16 protein-coding genes are annotated in these 17,316 nt (G+C 40.0%); 7 read left to right on the plus strand and 9 right to left on the minus strand.

Annotated elements, in window-relative coordinates:
- Positions 1-122: 122 nt before the first annotated feature.
- The 3 genes from ACOKFD_RS00705 to ACOKFD_RS00715 form a co-directional block, all read right to left on the minus strand.
- Positions 123-542 (minus strand): CBS domain-containing protein, encoded by a 420-nt coding sequence (locus ACOKFD_RS00705; protein WP_422859495.1) that lies wholly within the window; start codon positions 540-542, stop codon positions 123-125.
- Between the two features lie 139 nt (positions 543-681).
- Positions 682-1,440: a DUF6090 family protein gene (locus ACOKFD_RS00710; RefSeq protein ID WP_422859496.1), complete on the minus strand. Its 759-nt coding sequence runs from the start codon at positions 1,438-1,440 to the stop codon at positions 682-684.
- 107 nt (positions 1,441-1,547) lie between these two features.
- Positions 1,548-3,665: a sigma 54-interacting transcriptional regulator gene (locus ACOKFD_RS00715; RefSeq protein WP_422859497.1), complete on the minus strand. Its 2,118-nt coding sequence runs from the start codon at positions 3,663-3,665 to the stop codon at positions 1,548-1,550.
- 313 nt (positions 3,666-3,978) lie between these two features.
- Here ACOKFD_RS00715 and ACOKFD_RS00720 point away from each other — a divergent pair, with 313 nt between their 5' ends.
- Genes ACOKFD_RS00720 through ACOKFD_RS00740 form a run of 5 tightly spaced genes read left to right on the plus strand, consistent with a single transcriptional unit; the run spans position 3,979 to position 9,309 of the window.
- On the plus strand, positions 3,979-4,707 hold the full coding sequence (locus ACOKFD_RS00720) for a pirin family protein (protein ID WP_422860991.1): 729 nt from the start codon (positions 3,979-3,981) through the stop codon (positions 4,705-4,707).
- Positions 4,708-4,736: 29 nt separating this feature from the next.
- On the plus strand, positions 4,737-5,504 hold the full coding sequence (locus ACOKFD_RS00725; RefSeq protein WP_422859498.1) for a hydrolase: 768 nt from the start codon (positions 4,737-4,739) through the stop codon (positions 5,502-5,504).
- Positions 5,505-5,560: 56 nt separating this feature from the next.
- Complete coding sequence (locus ACOKFD_RS00730; protein WP_422859499.1) at positions 5,561-7,363, plus strand: amidohydrolase; 1,803 nt, start codon at positions 5,561-5,563, stop codon at positions 7,361-7,363.
- 20 nt (positions 7,364-7,383) lie between these two features.
- A complete protein-coding gene (locus tag ACOKFD_RS00735; protein WP_422859500.1) occupies positions 7,384-7,908 on the plus strand; it encodes a YceI family protein in 525 nt (174 codons plus the stop codon).
- A gap of 39 nt (positions 7,909-7,947) precedes the next feature.
- On the plus strand, positions 7,948-9,309 hold the full coding sequence (locus ACOKFD_RS00740) for an alginate export family protein (RefSeq protein WP_422859501.1): 1,362 nt from the start codon (positions 7,948-7,950) through the stop codon (positions 9,307-9,309).
- Between the two features lie 42 nt (positions 9,310-9,351).
- Here ACOKFD_RS00740 and ACOKFD_RS00745 read toward each other — a convergent pair whose 3' ends face one another.
- Both ACOKFD_RS00745 and ACOKFD_RS00750 read right to left on the minus strand, forming a co-directional pair.
- Positions 9,352-11,013 (minus strand): FAD-dependent oxidoreductase, encoded by a 1,662-nt coding sequence (locus ACOKFD_RS00745; RefSeq protein WP_422859502.1) that lies wholly within the window; start codon positions 11,011-11,013, stop codon positions 9,352-9,354.
- Positions 11,010-12,419, minus strand: a complete 1,410-nt coding sequence (locus ACOKFD_RS00750; RefSeq protein ID WP_422859503.1) for an ATP-binding protein — start codon at positions 12,417-12,419, stop codon at positions 11,010-11,012. The genes ACOKFD_RS00745 and ACOKFD_RS00750 overlap by 4 nt, the downstream gene beginning before the upstream one ends.
- A 177-nt stretch (positions 12,420-12,596) precedes the next feature.
- Between ACOKFD_RS00750 and ACOKFD_RS00755 the strand changes: the two genes are divergently transcribed.
- Positions 12,597-13,787 (plus strand): cation:proton antiporter, encoded by a 1,191-nt coding sequence (locus ACOKFD_RS00755; RefSeq protein WP_422859504.1) that lies wholly within the window; start codon positions 12,597-12,599, stop codon positions 13,785-13,787.
- Positions 13,780-14,037 carry a glutaredoxin family protein gene (locus ACOKFD_RS00760; protein WP_422859505.1) on the plus strand — a complete coding sequence of 86 codons (258 nt, stop codon included), beginning with the start codon at positions 13,780-13,782 and terminating at the stop codon, positions 14,035-14,037. The genes ACOKFD_RS00755 and ACOKFD_RS00760 overlap by 8 nt, the downstream gene beginning before the upstream one ends.
- A 108-nt stretch (positions 14,038-14,145) precedes the next feature.
- Here the strand turns inward: ACOKFD_RS00760 and ACOKFD_RS00765 are convergent, their stop codons facing one another.
- From ACOKFD_RS00765 to ACOKFD_RS00780, 4 genes are read right to left on the minus strand one after another with little or no spacing between them, the layout of a single operon-like run.
- Positions 14,146-14,877 (minus strand): LytR/AlgR family response regulator transcription factor, encoded by a 732-nt coding sequence (locus tag ACOKFD_RS00765; RefSeq protein WP_422859506.1) that lies wholly within the window; start codon positions 14,875-14,877, stop codon positions 14,146-14,148.
- The gene (locus ACOKFD_RS00770) at positions 14,874-15,890 is read right to left on the minus strand and encodes a sensor histidine kinase (protein WP_422859507.1); all 1,017 of its coding nucleotides are present in this window, start codon (positions 15,888-15,890) and stop codon (positions 14,874-14,876) included. The genes ACOKFD_RS00765 and ACOKFD_RS00770 overlap by 4 nt, the downstream gene beginning before the upstream one ends.
- A gap of 20 nt (positions 15,891-15,910) precedes the next feature.
- Positions 15,911-16,279, minus strand: a complete 369-nt coding sequence (locus ACOKFD_RS00775) for a DUF4907 domain-containing protein (protein ID WP_422859508.1) — start codon at positions 16,277-16,279, stop codon at positions 15,911-15,913.
- Between the two features lie 24 nt (positions 16,280-16,303).
- Complete coding sequence (locus tag ACOKFD_RS00780; protein WP_422859509.1) at positions 16,304-17,314, minus strand: Kelch repeat-containing protein; 1,011 nt, start codon at positions 17,312-17,314, stop codon at positions 16,304-16,306.
- Positions 17,315-17,316: the final 2 nt, after the last annotated feature.

Consider the following 17,316-nt stretch of genomic DNA (forward strand, 5'->3'; position numbering starts at 1 on the left):
TACATCCCGCATTTATCACTGAACATTGCTTTGGACGAATCATTTAATGGAAGCTAGCAAATACTTATATTATGTCCTTGAAACCAATACTATCTTGATTAAAAATTAAATGGGCAGTAGTACTAATGCAGTTCCAATAGGTATCTTATCAAATCGGTAGTGGTAACTATTCCGACTAACTTTCCTTCGTCCACTACGGGCAATGCATGGAATTCCTTTTGGGTTAAAAATTGCGCAACTTCTTTGATTGTAGCGGTGGATGGCACGCTAACCACATCTTTCACCATAACTTGCTCTATGCTGAACATGTTATAGACCATGGTATCCACATTCTGCTCATATTCATCGATAGCATCGGCAAAACTGATTCGCATCAAATCCGTATAACTTAAAATACCCAAAATAGTATCTCCATTGACTATGGGAATATGTCGGATTCGATTTGTTTTAAAAGTCTCCTCTGCTTTGACTAAATTGTCTTTTGTGGTGAGAGTAACTACATCGGTTGTCATTATCTGGGATACAGGAACACGTTTTTTCATGAGAACAGGTTTTTAATTAGTTGCATGAAGTTAGAATTACTTCCTGTGGATTAACATGATAAATATCAATTTAAACTGTGATGACCAAAACGTATCTTGAAATCTTAAAGGCGCAAGAATCTTTACAATATGGGTATTTTCATGCCTTGCCCAGTTCGGTTTCACATAACTTGAGAATCTCCTTAATGTAATACAGAAGTTTTTGTTGATAGTTGACCCTCAAAGTTTCTAGCCATGTTTTTGAAATCAAAAGACCGAGATAGGCGTCATTTTCAATCAATTTCTTTATGGGTAACTCAAAATCCTCCTTTGAAATATGCAAACCCAATTCTTCACGTTGAGCATCATGAATTAGGTAGGTAGTTATATCAGCAGATATCTTGTTCATCTCCACCAAATAACTCATGGATTCATCATGGTCCTCAAAGCCCGAATCAATATCTGCCATAAACTGGGAGAGAAGACTTTTCAAATTGTCGTTTTCCAAAACCCCTATTTTTCCTGAGCTTACTAAAGCATCGTAGGTACCCGTAACAAATTGAGCATTCCACCATGATTTGGCCCCAGAGGTGACCCAAAATCGAATGGAGTCTATACTCACCGTCTCCGGTTCAGATTGCATGACTTCAATAAGGGATTTGCTCATTCTTATCATATCCTCTTCCTTATCAATGGCTTCTTCAATTCTATCCTTATTTTCTTTGAAGTCCTCAACTAAGGCAATAAGTAGCTTTTCTTCCTCTATTTTTCGTTTTCGGGTTTCACTCCAATCATTGATTTGCAATGCAATCAAAATTCCAATGACCACCAGAACAATCTCCCCAATAGCATACATGAGGTAATTTTGAAACTTGTTTTCTGAAAGGAGTCTCATTCGAATTTTGTGGAATAGCTTCATGATAATCGATTTACATCTGATGAATTACTTTTTACAAAAATCAACCTTAGACTTATTTGACCTATTGTTTATTACGCACAATGTAACTATTCTATGAAAGATTGGCATTATTTAAAAACTGTAGTTTTTTCAATCCCCAACCTTTTCATCTTCGCAAAAAGGGTTTTATCTTTCACATCCAAAATAGAGGCAGCTCCATTAGGGCCACTCACTCTCCCTTTTGTATGCTTAAGTACTTTGACTATATGGTCCTTTTGTACTTGTTCAAAAGTTTTTAAGGTAGCATCTGTATTGCTGTTACCATTGTTGGTCGGCAACCAACTTCCTGGAAAAAGTGTAGTTCCCGCTTCCAAAATCACGGCTCTTTCAATTAAATTTTCAAGCTCACGAATGTTTCCAGGAAAGGGATATTCCATGAATTTATCGATCGTCTTTTTGGAAATCTTTCTAAAGGCTTTACCCGCCTTGGCTGAGTACTTTTCCAAAAAAAACTGGGCCAATAAAGGTATGTCTTCTTTTCGCTCTCTCAAGGGTATGTTGTATATGGGAAATACATTGAGTCTATAATAAAGGTCCTCACGAAACTGTCCTTTTTCTACCATTTCGTCAAGGTTTCTGTTGGTCGCTGCTATAACACGTACGTCTACTTTTTTGGTTTTATTGCTTCCTAGCGGGTCAAACTCCCCTTCTTGAAGCACACGTAATAGTTTGGACTGCAATTCCAGGGGCATCTCCCCGATTTCATCCAAAAAAATGGTGCCTTCATCCGCTAAAGAAAACTTTCCAACTTTTTCGGCCGTAGCACCAGTAAAAGCCCCTTTTTTATGCCCAAAAAGTTCACTCTCTATCAGCTCATTGGGCAGTGTGGCCATATTTACCTTAATAAGAGGTCTCTGGTTACGTCGACTATTTTGATGGATACTGTTGGCCAAAAGCTCTTTTCCCGTACCCGATTCGCCCGTAATTAAAACCGTGGTATCCGTTTTGGCTACTTTTTCTACTTCCTCTAGCACCTTGGCATAACTATCGCTTTTACAGATAATATTGTCGAAATTGATGTTTCTTTTAATTTCGGTCTGGAGGTATTCATTCTCTTGCTCAAGTTGTTTTTTCAACGATTTTATTTCCTCAAAAGCATTGAAAAGGTCTGTTTCTCTTTGTTTTCTCCCAGTAATATCCCGAATCACGGCGCAATTCAAATCTTCTCCCTCAAAACTTATATGGTTTGCCGTGATATCCGCCTGAAACTTGGTCCCATCCTTCCTTCCCACCATCCATTCAAAACGCAAAACCTTGTTTTTGGCAATATCATCCATATGTTCGGCCCACCATTCGGCTGTAATGGATGGGTCCAAATCATAAATGCTAAAATGGTCTAGCTCATCCCTGGTAAAACCAAGCACTTTTGACACTGAATTACTATAATGAATCAGCCTACCTTGCCTGTTGTAAACATAGACCAAGTCTTCAGCATTGTCAAGAATATCTTTATAAAGCCTTAGGGCATTATGTCTTTCTTGTAGTTCAGTTACATCTTGGTACGCCCCAATAATCTTAAATATTTTTTTCCCTTTTAAGATGGCCTGCCCCGCACTCCGAATATATCTTGGAGGTCTCTCGTTGGTCTCAAGAACCACATCATAAGCTTGTGCGCTTCGCATTAAACTTTTTAGCAACCCTTGGTACTCCAAACCATTCTTAAATCTATGGACAACATTTCCGGGTAGTAATTCCGCTTTATCGTCGACTTTAATTATTTTAAGGGCTTCCTCTGTTACAATAAGCGATCCATCCTGTAAATCTAATTTCCATCCTCCCACCTGTGTAAGTCTTTCAGCATGATTAAGTAGATTTCGGTAAAAACTGGACTCAGTAATTTCATTTAGAATGGCCGAGATATAACTTTTTCCATTATTTGAGAAAAATTGAGCAAAAACCTCTACCTCGTACAGTTTACCATCTTTCCTTCGATGTGTATCCTTAAAATTTACAATTTTGTTCTTCTGAACACGATTCCAGTGTTTTCTCCATTCTTCTTCAGTCACTGTGGAATTTAAATCGAAAATACTTAGCTGGTGCAACTCGGATTTCCTGTATCCTAACTTTTTAAAAAACAGATTGTTGGCATAGACAATCTTACCATTTTCATTGAACCATATAACCTCGTATGGAAGTTCTTCAACCAACCATTGGTTGATAGTATCAAAAGGGATAGAGTCGTTCATAATCGTAAAAGATTGGCTTCCCAAAAATACATTAATATTTCTCATATATGAGAAAATTCAATAAAAAGAGAAGAATGTTTTTTATTGAATTCTCTGCTAACCCCAGTAAACAAAGGGGTTTTTGTTTTGGCACGGGATTGGACTATGGAATGGCATATTCAAAATCATTATGAAACGAAAAGAGTTTATTCAAAATATGTCTTGGGGAGGAGTTTTAGCCGCTCTTGGAGTGGGCAACTATCTCAGAGCATCGGATTCTTCTTCAGTTCAAAAAACAAATGTCAAACAAGTAGGATTTAATCACATTAAAAACATGGAAACAAAAACAAATACTACCGTATTACACAAAGCCAATACCCGCGGAGATGCCAACCACGGATGGCTTCATTCAAAACATACGTTCAGCTTTGCGAACTACTACAACCCAGAGCGAATGAGCTTTGGAGTACTTCGTGTACTTAATGATGACAGAGTAGCTGCTGGAATGGGCTTCGGGAAACATCCGCATAGCGATATGGAAATTATTTCCATTCCCTTGGAAGGTGACCTGAAACATATGGACAGCACGGGCAGAAGTGAAATCATAAAGCAAGGTGATGTACAGGTAATGAGCGCCGGAACGGGCATCCAGCACAGCGAAATGAATGCTAACAAGGACAAGGAAGTCAAATTCCTTCAAATATGGATAATGCCCAAAGAAAGAGGTGTAACTCCGAGATATCAGCAAATCACTCTAGAAGAAGGAGCACGTGACAACAAATTGCAACAAGTTCTTTCACCCAATACTGACGATGAAGGTGTATGGATACACCAAGATGCGTGGTTCCATTTAGGAAAGCTTGACGAGGGCACCACACTCTCTTACGATATCAAAAAACCAGGAAATGGAGTGTATGCCTTTGTAATTAAGGGAGATGTGACCATAAATGGACAAAAATTGGAAGAAAGAGATGGTTTTGGTCTTTGGGATATCGAGAGTTTGGATATCAAAGCGGATGACAACGCGGAGCTTCTTTTAATGGAAATTTCAATGGATATATAATAATTGAAACAAGTATAAATACATCTAAAATGACACTAATTAAATCTAAAATGAGAACCTTTAATTTATCTATGCTAGCACTATTTGTAAGTGCCTTAACTTTTGGACAATGGACGCAATACGCCCCAAATCCAGTAAATGATCCAGAGAATGCGGCCGAACAAGTTTTAAATCCAGCAAACCATGCTTTGCTTCTTATTGACCATGAAGGTCAAATGGCTTTCGCCGTAGAGTCACAACCCATCGAAGAATTGCGCAACAACGCTGGTCTGATTGCCGGTGCATCAAAACTTTTCGAGGTGCCAACCATTATTACAACCGTGGCCGAAAAACAATTTTCTGGACCAATATTCCCTGAGATTAGAGAATACTATCCTGATGAGTCAACCTACATTGACAGAACGACTATGAACTCTTGGGAAGACAAGAACTTTGTCAAAGCGGTAGAAGCTACTGGAAAGAAAAAACTGGTCATGGCCGGGCTTTGGACCGAAGTATGCATCAATCTAGCCGCCTTGTCCGCTCTTGAAGATGGCTACGAAGTATATGTTATCTCCGATGCCTCTGGCGCAGTATCACAGGAGGCACATGATATGTCCATGGCAAGAATGATTCAAGCTGGGGTTATTCCCATGACTTCCATGCAATACATGTTGGAAGTATACAGGGATTGGGCACGCTCAGACCAATACATAGAGGTGAATGAACTTGCTAAAAGATATGGCGGAGCCTATGGTTTGGGTATTGATTACATCAAGACCATGCAGAAGTGGGCTAAAGAAGAGGAAAAGAAATAACAAGCCCTAATAATGTCAAAAGGCCCTCGATTCCGGGGGCCTTAAATCCAATTAAAATGAAAAAAATTATAACCTTATGTATAATGGCAGTGATGCTGATAAGCTGTAACGAGCCTACTAGAAAAGCTTCAGAAACTGCCGATATGGTCGTCACCAATGCAAAGGTTGCAGTGATGGACGCGAACAGAACGATTACGGAAGCCATCGCCGTAAAGGATGGCAAGATTATGGCTACGGGTACTACAGAGGAAATCAATGTTTTGGTAGGTGATAGTACAGAGGTCATTGATGCCAAGGGCAGAACCTTGATTCCAGGTTTGAACGATTCCCATTTGCACCTGACCCGCGGCGGACGATTTTATAATGCCGAGGTTCGTTGGGATGGGGTAAAAACCTTAAAGCGTGCTTTGGAAATGCTGAAAGAACAAGCAGCTAGAACCCCGGAAGGACAATGGGTTCGGGTAATTGGAGGATGGAGTCCTTTTCAGTTTGAGGAAAAGCGATTGTTCACTATGGATGAATTGAACGAAGCCACAGGTGATGTACCCACTTACGTTCTTTTTTTATACAGTCAAGGATACCTAAATCAAGCAGGTTTGGATGCTTTGGGAATTGATGAAAATACCAAAGCTCCCAAAGATTCAGAATTTCAAAAAGGCCCTGATGGCAAACTAACAGGAGTATTAATTGCGGATCCCAATCCAACAATACTATATGCTCGTATAGGGAGCCTACCTCCATTAAGTGGGCGCGAAATTGCAAATGGAACCAAACATTTCTACAGGGAGTTGAACACCTTTGGCATTACCAGCGGAATTGATGCTGGTGGTGGAGGTCATGTATTTCCTAAAGATTATATGGGAACTAGAAGATTGGCCGATGCAGGTGAAATGCCCATACGATTATCCTATTTCTTGTTCCCTCAAAACAAGGGCGCAGAATATCAAGAATTCACGCGATGGATGGAAACCAATGAAGTAGGCCATAATGGTGAAATCCATTTGGAGCATGGTTATGAACTCGAAGGTGGCGGAGAATTTTTAGCATGGAGTGCTGGTGACTATGAGAATTTTTTGGCACCCCAGCCCATGTTAGATAGAGATCGACCAACGTGGCGTTCAGATTTAAAACGTATAGTCCGTTTACATGTGGACAATGGTTGGCCCTTTAGAATACATGCTACCTATGGCGAAACCATTTCTTTAATGTTAGATGTATTCGAAGAGGTGAATGAAGAGACCAACGGCAAATTGGCATCCAAGCGATGGTTATTTGACCATGCAGAAACTGTACAAGTAAAAGATTTGGAGCGTATCAAAGCCTTAAATGGGGGTGTTGCCATACAGGCCCGTATGGCGTATGCCGGAGAGTACTTTGTGGAGCGCTACGGAGCTGAAAAGGCCAAGGAAGCTCCTCCGGTCAAAAAGATGATGGAAATGGGGCTTCCTGTTGGTGCTGGTACAGACGGTACTCGCGTAGCAAGTTATAATCCTTGGCCCGCTTTGTATTGGTTGATAACCGGGAAAACCGTGGGTGATTTTCAACTCGCTTCCGAGGAAAATCAATTAACGCGCGAGGAAGCATTACACCTCTATACAAAAGGTAGTGCATGGGTCTCAAACGAAGAAACTGTAAAAGGCACTTTAGAAGATGGTATGTACGCAGATTTTGCTCTTCTTTCGGATGATTATTTCACCATCCCCGAGAAAGAAATCAATGATTTGACTTCAGTGTTGACCGTGGTTGATGGGGATGTTGTCTACGGTACAGAAGAGTTTTCAGATATGAGTCCAGAACTACCCGAAGTAATTCCAGACTGGTCCCCAGTAAGATATTTCGGAGGATATCAAAAGAATTAATTAATAAAACAAAAATAGATATGGAAACAGCAGTAAAAACAAAATGGAATTTAGACACCGCTCATTCAGAGATTGGATTCAAGGTAAAGCACATGATGATTTCAACCGTAACAGGTCACTTTGAGGACTTCAATGCCACGGTTACAACAGAATCTGAGGATTTTAAGGATGCAGATTTTGACTTTGTGGCGCAGGTGGCCAGTATCAATACCAAAAACAGTGACAGAGATAACCATTTGAGGTCAGATGATTTTTTCAACGCGGAAGCTTATCCTGAAATGAAATTCAAGTCAACCTCTTTTGATGGTGAAAAGATGATTGGGGATTTGACTATTCGAGATATCACTAGAAGCATCGAGTTGAATGTTGATTTTAACGGTGTCGCGGTTGACCCCTACGGCCAAACCAAGGCTGGTTTTGAAATTACAGGTGCCATCAACCGAAAGGATTTTGGACTTGCATGGAGTGCCGTGACAGAGGCCGGAAGTATTGTAGTTGCCGAGCAGGTAAAACTGGTCGTTGACCTGCAGTTCATTCAAGAATAGGTCAGTCATAGAACAAGTGATTTGATACCGAATTCTAAAATGAAAACTTGGCCTCAAATCGTTTGGTTCTTCTTCTGTTGGATACTTTCGGTCAACGCTCAAAAGAATGACAAGAACCTACTTAATTTTAGTTTGCTAAGGCAAAATGATGAAATAGTCATCCCTTCGGATAGTAAAAATGGGGTCTATGAAAACCTGAAACAAATCAAACTTGGTAATCAGAGTAGCTTAAGTTTTGGCGGAAGCTATCGTTTTCAATCCGAAGCATTTATCAACGAGGAATTCTCATCAGAAGTGGACCAGGACGATATTTGGTTCTTGAACCGGTTTCAATTTCATTCCCACTTAAAAATAGCTGACAAGTTTGAACTTTTTGCTGAACTCAATTCCAGCTTGATTATAAGTAAAACCAACTTAGCCCCTGTAGACCGGGATGAACTGAGCTTCAACCAACTTTTTACCCGATATCATTTTGATGAGAATTGGAATTTATTGGTGGGTCGTCAAAACATGCGCCTAGGTAGTGGACGTTTAATGGATATTCGCGAAGGACCCAATATCCGTTTGTCTTTTGATATGGCACAGTTGCAATTTCAAAACGAAAAAGCTGTAGTAACGGGCTTTTATGCTGTGCCTGTTCGAGTGGAACAGGGAGTTTTTGACAATAATGCCCTTGATTTTCAAGAATCGGTTGCAGCATTATATTGGACCCAGCACTGGAAACCAAATTCCAGCACGGATATCTATGCTATTTACAAGGAAGAAGAAGCAAAAACCTGGGATTCCGGAACGGCAAATGATAATCGATTTAGTTTGGGACTACGGCATTTTGGACAATGGAAGAAATTGACATATAACAACGAGTTTGTGTTTCAAACCGGGAGCTTTGGTGACCAAAATATCAGGGCATGGACAGTTTCCTTCAATATTGAGCATCCTGTTCCTTTTTTAGGTGAGAAAACTTCAATTGGATTCAAGACGGAGGCTATCAGTGGTGATACCAGTGAAACCGATGGCACCCTCAACACCTTTGATGGACTCTATCCCCGTGGGGCTTATTTTGGAAGGGTTGCGAGAATAGGACCTTCCAATTTGTTTGACATTCACCCTTATTTTGATGCTTCTATAGGGCGATTCAATTTCGAACTCGATTACGTAGCTTTTTGGCGTTTCTCCAGACAAGATGGGGTGTACGGGCCTCCACTCAATTTACAATATCCCCCAATTAACGAAGAGCGGTTTATTGGTCATCAAATCGGGACAATTACCGCTTTTGAATTGAATAAATTCATTACCCTTGAATTTGAAACCAATTTAATATTTCCAGGTGGGTTTTTAAAGGAAAGTGGTTTGGATGACACCTTATTTCATGCTGTGTTTACAGCAGAATTCAGATTCTAACCATGCCCCATCTGAAGAAAAGTGTTGTTTTCTGCTATCTTTTTAATTTTCATTCAAATATTTGTGTACCATACTGATGGACATGGAACCTTCTCCCACCGCTGAGGCTACCCGATTCATCGCACCACTCCGTACGTCACCGGCTGCAAACACCCCAGGCACACTGGTTTCCAGCAAATACGGTGGTTTACCCTGTTTCCATTGAATTGCACCTGACTCGTGATCTAGCACATTCCGTCCCGTGACCAGAAAACCTTTCCCGTCCTTTAGAAAATTGTCCCCTGTCCACTCGGTATAGGGTCGAGCCCCAATGAAGATGAAAATCGCCCTAGCTTCATGATTTTCCTCTGATTTTGAAGTATTGTTGCGAAGTACTATTTGCTCCAATTTAGAGTCTCCAATGGCTTCAATGATTTCTGACTTTGGGATTACTTCGATATTTTCGGTATTGTCTATTTGGTCTATCAGATAGGAACTCATAGTGCTTTCCAAAGAATCCCTACGAATTACAATATTCACCTTTTTAGCGTATTTGGATAGGTACATGGCGCCCTGTCCTGCACTGTTTCCACCTCCAATAATAAAAACATTACCATCTTTACAGGTATGCGCCTCAGTTGTGGCAGCGCCATAATAGACACCTGCTCCAGTCAAACTATCCATTCCTTGATTGGGAAGTTTTCTGTAATCCACTCCGGTAGCAATGACCACAGCCTTACTTTTTAATTCGCTGCCATCAGAAAGGGTAATAATCTTATAGGAATCCTGTACTTCAATTTTGGTTACCTCAACGGGGGAAAGAAATTCGATGCCAAATCGCGTTGCTTGGGTAATCGCCCTTCGGGCGAGGTCCGAGCCACTTAATCCTTTAGGGAATCCCAAGTAGTTTTCGATTCTTGAGCTGGTTCCCGCTTGTCCACCAGGCGCTTTTCGGTCAATGAGCAAAGTCTTTAAACCTTCACTTCCCCCATAAACCGCAGCTGCTAATCCGGCCGGACCTGCCCCAATAATAATTACGTCATACAGTTCTTCTTGTGCCCGTACATTCAATCCCAATTTTTTAGCAATCTCTGATAGGGTTGGGTTTTTTAACATAGTTCCGTCCTCAAAGAAAACAGCAGGAAGGTCTTTGGAACCAAGGGTATTGATTTCTACCAATTCCTTGGCCGCATCCTCGTTTTCCACATTCAAAAATTGATAGGGGAACATATTTCCAGCCAAAAAATCTTTGATGTTATGGGTATTGGGCGAAAACGGATATCCGACAATACGAAGACCTGAAAAAGGAGGGGAATAGTTGGCCAACCAATCTTGGAGTACGTCATCAATAACCGGAAACAGTTTCTCTTCCGGTGGATTCCAAGGTTTAAGCAGATAGTAATCCAACTGCACCTCGTTAATGGCCTTGATAGCGGCATCGGTATCAGAATATGCAGTAAGCAGTACCCGTTTTGCTTGGGGATAAACTGCCAACGCTTTTTCCAAAAAGTCGACCCCTAGCATAGAGGGCATCCGCTGATCTGAAAGGAAAAGGGCAACCTCTTCTCCTTTGTTCTTTAATTCTTGTATAGCTTCCAGTGCCTCTTGTGCGGATGTCGTAGCCATAATACGATAATCAGCTCTGTATCTTGCACGCAAATCCCCGCGTATAGCTGACAAGACCTGTGGATCATCGTCAACAGCAATAATGATAGGTTTTTTCACGAGTTCTCTTCTTCTGTGTTATGATTAATGGGCAAACAGACTTCAAATAGGGTCTTGCCCGGTTTGGATTTTGCCTTGAGCTGACCGTTGTGTTGTTTGATGATTTTTAAGGCCACATCCAATCCCAGACCCGTACCTTTTCCTATTTCCTTGGTGGTAAAAAAAGGTTCAAAAATACGATTGAGGTGTTCTTCGGCAATTCCATGACCGTTATCCTCTATAAACACATACACAAAACTACCTGAAGCTTTGGTCCTTATCTTGATTTCTCCTCCTTCGGAAGGAAGTGCATCTATGGCATTATCTATCAAGTTGGTCCAGACTTGATTTAATTCCCCAGGTAGGCCATGAATTTTTGGTACATTTTCATCAAACGCTGTTACCACCTTATGTCCTACCTTGGTAATCTTATGATTTAAGACATTCAGTGTACTTTGTATTCCAGTATGGACATCTACCATCTGAAAGTCCAAACTTTGGTCCATATAGGAGTAGGTCTTTACGGATGTTACCAAGGTTTCAATTCGTGAAGACGCCTCTTTAATATCACCTACTGTTTTGTGTGTGGTCATGTTTTGGACAATCCATTTCAACACAGGATTTACATCTTCTTCCCTCAACAACGATTTTACAAACAGCAAATCGTCGGTGTTGAACTGATACTCTACCAACAATGGAACCAAATCATATTGATCCGTCAAACTGCAGCTGGAAAACCAATCGTATAACTCATCCTCGAGGTCTGCCTTTTCCATCATAGAGAGCTCCTCATGTCTTTCTTGGAGCTTTTTGTACATAAACTCGTTGATACTATCAATAGCTTTGTCATCAGCTCGAATTTTAATAACCTTCTTAAAATCTTCCGGTAGCCCCATCAAATGCTGTTGTAACAAAGAAGCACTTCGAACCATGGCCGAAGCTGGGTTATTGAGTTCATGTGCCAAACCAGCTGATAGTTTTCCCAAAGCAATCAACTTTTCATTTTGGACTTCAATTTGGGTGATGTTCCGAATGCGGTTGTTCATTTCATGAACCAAGACCTCGGTGAGTTCATAAAACTTCTCTATTAACAACTGCAACTTCTCTCTATGCAATTTACCAACCACACCAGGTTTTATAGCTATGGCATATCCCCCTGCAGTTTTAGCCCTAGAATAAGGTAATAGCCCAGAAATATCATGTTTTTTGATTCGGCCAAAAGCTTTTCTACTATTGTTCTGTAGCAAGTAGAGCTCAAAATCACCCTCAAAAATGAGCGTTAGGTAATCAATGGGGCTTCCTTTTTCAAAAAGATAACCGCCTATGGGAATCTCTTCAATCTCTAAATGTTCCATCAACCAGTCCAATTGTTCCTTTGGAACTTTTTCAAGCTGCGGAAAATCTGCTAGTTCATAGGTAGTTTTCATATCAATTTTTTGAAATGGAAAAGTCTTGTTTTCCTTTCTGAAAGATAATGAAGTTCGTGCTAAAAAACACCTATCGTTTTACCAAGTAGTCCATTGTGATTTTTTTTGTCCAACAATGTAATTCAGTTTTTCAAGCCAATGAATATTTGTAAATTAACATCACCTAAAAATCCTTCCATGCAGCACCATGTACTTCTTAACCTGTTTGCCATTTTTGGTGTGGCAACGGCGGTCATTATCATATGTAAATTCCTTAAGATTCGATACATTATTGGCTACCTAATTACGGGAGTTTTGCTGAGTCCAAATACGAGCCAATATTTTGCGGATATGGAGGAAGTGGATGTATATGCCGAGATTGGGATTATTCTTTTGTTATTCACTGTAGGACTCGAATTTTCATTCAGTAATTTGAAGCGTATCAAGAATTATGTATTGATTGGAGGAGCTTCCCAGGTATTTCTTACCATCTTGCTCACCTCTGGTTTGATATGGCTACTGATGCGACCTTCGGTGGAGGAAAGTATTTTTTGGGGTTTTTTGTATGCATTGAGCAGTACGGCCATCGTGGTCAAAGTATTGCAAGACACCAATAAGATTACAGCTCCCCATGGAAAGTTCATTTTGGCCGTACTTCTGTTTCAAGATATCATGATTGTACCTTTAATGTTGTTTACGCCAATTCTTGCAGGTGCTGGGGATAGCAGCCCATTGGAAGCACTGCTTTGGCTTTTAGGGAAACTAATCTTGATGGGTGGTATTGCTTACCTATTGGCCCGCTTTGTCATTCCTTTTTTCTTGAAAACGGTGATGAAAGTGCAAAGTCAAGAAGTATTTTTGATTGCATTGGTTTTTCTGGTTACTGGAATCGCACTGCTGACCGAGGAACTTGGACTTTCGTTGGCACTGGGAGCTTTTATTGCAGGGCTAATAATTGCTGAAACCGAATACCACCGAATGGCCATTTCTTGTTTTCTTCCATTCCGTTACGTCTTTATGAGTTTCTTTTTCATCTCTATGGGGATGTTGCTTGACTGGAAGATTTTCGCGACAGATTTTGGTTGGATTGTATTTTGGTTCTTCTTTGCTTTAGCCGTAAAAGCAATTGCCGGAATACTAGCGGTAAAGGTGATGAAACTAGATTGGAAAACCGCTTTGGCCGTTGGCTTCTCCATTGCACAAATTGGAGAATTCTCATTTGTATTAGCTCAAAGTGGTCTGGAATATGAACTCATCAGTAAAAATAACTATCAAATCTTTTTGGCCGTATCTATTCTACTAATGTCCGTGACACCGTTTATTGTGACCCAAGCCGAACGAATTCAACCTACCTTTGCTAAACTCTTAAGAGGTAAAGCCCATGGATGAAAAGAAGTTAAAATTATACGGCACAAATTGGTGCACCAAATCTGCCAATCTTCGTAATTATCTGCAATCCATATGGGTTGAGTTTGAAGATTACAATGTAGAAACCCAACCGGAAGCCGATGAGACTGTTCGGGCACTTTATAACGGACAATTAAAGTTTCCAACGGTTACTTATGGGGAAGATTTTTTAAAGAATCCAACCACTAAAGAATTGGATGCTTTTTTAAAGAAACATGGAATTGATGGATAGTGACTTGATTTTTCTTTGGTTTTAACTACAGGATGTTATTTTTTCGGCAAATACAATTTCATTGGCTGAATCTGTAGCTTGTTTAAGAGAAGTAAATAAAAAGTTCTTTTAAAGCCCTAATCTACCGAGAAAACTCTCTTTAAAACTCTCTCCAATTGGTATCCTAACATCATCGATTACAATCTTACTTCGTTGTATTGATTTTATTTTACTGATGTTCACTACAAAAGACTTATGAACCCTCATGAACTGTTCGCTGGGCAGTTTTGTTTGAATTTCCTTAAAGCTCAATAAAGTCAAAATGGGTTTAGGCTGATGGGTATGTATTTTCAGATAATCCTTTAGCCCTTGAATGTATTTGATGTCTTCCATATTAATCTTCACACTCTCGTATTCAGATTTTACGAATAGAAAATTGCTGGAACTTCCCGAATTACCTGAAGATGGACTTACATTTTCATTCCCTTTTATGGAAAGATTGTCAAATTCCATAAGTTTTTTGACTCTATTGATGGCCTTGATAAAGCGAACAAAAGGAATAGGTTTTACCAAGTAATCCACGGCATTCAAATCAAATCCCTGGGCAGCATATTGCGAATAGGCAGTGGTGAAAATGAAGTGGGGTTTATTATCTATGGATTTTATGAAATCTATTCCATTGATTTGCGGCATTTCAATATCTAAAAAAACCAAATCAATCTTTTCCTTTGACAAAAGGGTTATGGCCTCGAAGGGATTTGTGAAGGAGGCAATCACATTTAGTTCGCCCAAATCTTCGCAATAAGAGTTCAGAACCCCTATGGCCAATGGTTCATCGTCGATTATAATACACTTTATCATGCTAACTGAAGTTCAAGATTAACCATATAATTCCCATTCTCTTTGGTAATAAGCATACTATGTTCCTCTGGGAATAAAATCTGCAATCTGTTTTTGATGTTTTCTAAACCTATTCCAGAGCTTTCCAAGTCTTTTTTATAAGGTCCAATTTTATTTGTCACCCTAAAGAATAAGGTTTCAGAAACTATTTTTAAGTTAATGTCTACATAGGTGTCTCCCTTAAAATCTGTTCCGTATTTAAAAGCGTTTTCAACAAATGGAACCAGTAGCAAGGGAGCGATTAATTTATCTTCATATTCTCCAGAAACTCGTAGTTTTACGTTTTTGCTATCCGATAAGCGTAGTATTTGCAATTGGACAAAATTCTTAATGTAATCTATTTCCTTGGTCAATGGTACAAGCTCCTTTTTGGCTTCATAAAGCATATAGCGCATAAGCTCAGATAGGGTGATGACGGCTTGAGGTGCCTCTGAACTCTTTTCCCGCACCAAGCTGTAAATGCTGTTCAATGAATTGAACAAAAAATGAGGATTCAATTGGGCTCTTAAAAATTGAAGTTCTGTCTCTTTACGACTCATCTCTTTGATGCGACTGCGTTTTTCTCGTTTGTAAATATCCTTTGTGAGCCCCATGACGCCACCTAAAAGAAAAAAGGAGAAAGATGCTATAGCAAGCATGGCCTCTGACATACGTTTCAAAGGCATTACATTGGTCACGCCTGTAAATTCGGAAATCCGGTTTAACGGGCCTGTGGAAAAGTATGTGTTTACCACTAGGTTAAAAACTACCAATAGCAAGACCGAAACCAAAATATATTGCCAAAGCCTCTTCCTAAGCAAGAGTGCTGGTACTAGAATTAGATAGTTTACATAGGTCAAAAAAGGTGTGATGACTATTCGTGGCAAGAAATCAAAATGAACTTCCCCAAACTGGGAGAAACTCAAGGCCAATGGAAAGGAAATAAAACATATCCAAACAATGATATGTATGTAAACCTCTTTAATTTTCAACATTCCCATCTTAGTTTGATTTCTTAAAATATGGAATCTTTTTTTGAATGAGAGGTAATTACCTCTATAAGTTCCCTTTTTTGAATGACCGGCGGTTCGTGATTTCGGAGTTTTTGCATGACCATTTCTCCTAGTTCTGTAGCCATTTGCTCTGAAGTAATCTTATTTTTTCCTTGTAGCAAGGGCAGGTGTTCTTGATGAATCAAAAGTCGTTCTTTATGGTATATGGAGTACACCCACCCTTCTTCGTCCTGTGACTCACTTACAATCAGTTCGAGACCATCTTTCTTCATAGAAGTTTGAAAACTGAATCCAAGCCTGACAAACCAAAAGAAAAGCAGGCCTATAAAAATGAAGATTAAGGCATACAAATAGCTGTCCTTTTTTTTCATAAGAAGAGGACTATATCAATGTTATCAGTCGTCCTCATCTTCTTCTTCAAATGGGAAAAATTCGCGATTGTCATCCAAATACAAGTTTCCACTTCTTCCAAGGGCTAAAAATGCGCGGGTACCATCATAAAAACCTACAGACCCCTCTCTTGCCACACCTTCATAATTGGTTTTTTCTTCCCACAAGTCAGTAGATGGATTGTATTCCCATACACTAGTCAAAGACCCGGTACCTCCATTTCCACAAGCAATATAGCCTCTGTCTCCAATGGCAAAGCCTACAGCATTACTACGAACAATGGTATAGTCATCATCATCGTCAATATCCAAAAGTGAGGTCCACGAATCTGAAGTTAGGTCAAACGACCAAAAATCGGTTTGGTTCCTGCCGTTGGAAACCCCGGTACCCAAGTAAACTGTGTTTCCAATTTTAAAAGTTGTGGCGTCCCGTCGTTTTGTTCCTCCAAAACCAACAATTTCGTTCCAAGTATCGGTGTTTGGATCATATTTCCAAAAATCCTTTCGGTCATTATCACCGTCAAACCCAGTTCCTACATATCCACTGGTATCCGACCCAAAAGCTATTGCCCCTCTTCTCGGGTTACCTTGAAAATCTGAAATGGAAGTCCATGTATTGGAGGATGGGTTGTATTTATAAAAATCGCCCAATTCATTATCTCCATCAAAACCAAGCCCAACATATCCTTCATCACCAATGGTGAAGGCACTTGCAGAACTTCTTGCAATACCGGGAAAAGAGGCACCTTGGGACCAGAAGTTTCCATCCATATCATAAATCCAAAAGTCTGATAGATAATCATCTCCATCATATCCTGTGCCCATATAGCCCTTATTTCCAATGCTAAATGCTGCCGAACTGCTTCTTGGTGTTCCGTCCAAAACCGAGCGGTCTACCCAATTCCCTAAATCTTCTTCATCATCATCATCTGAACAGCTCAAAAAGCAAAATAAGCATATTAGTGACGTAAGAAGCTTCACTTCCATCCTTGTCCTTAACCAAATCGTTCTTTTCATTG

This window comes from Flagellimonas ulvae (assembly GCF_049333175.1).
GTDB lineage: Bacteria > Bacteroidota > Bacteroidia > Flavobacteriales > Flavobacteriaceae > Flagellimonas.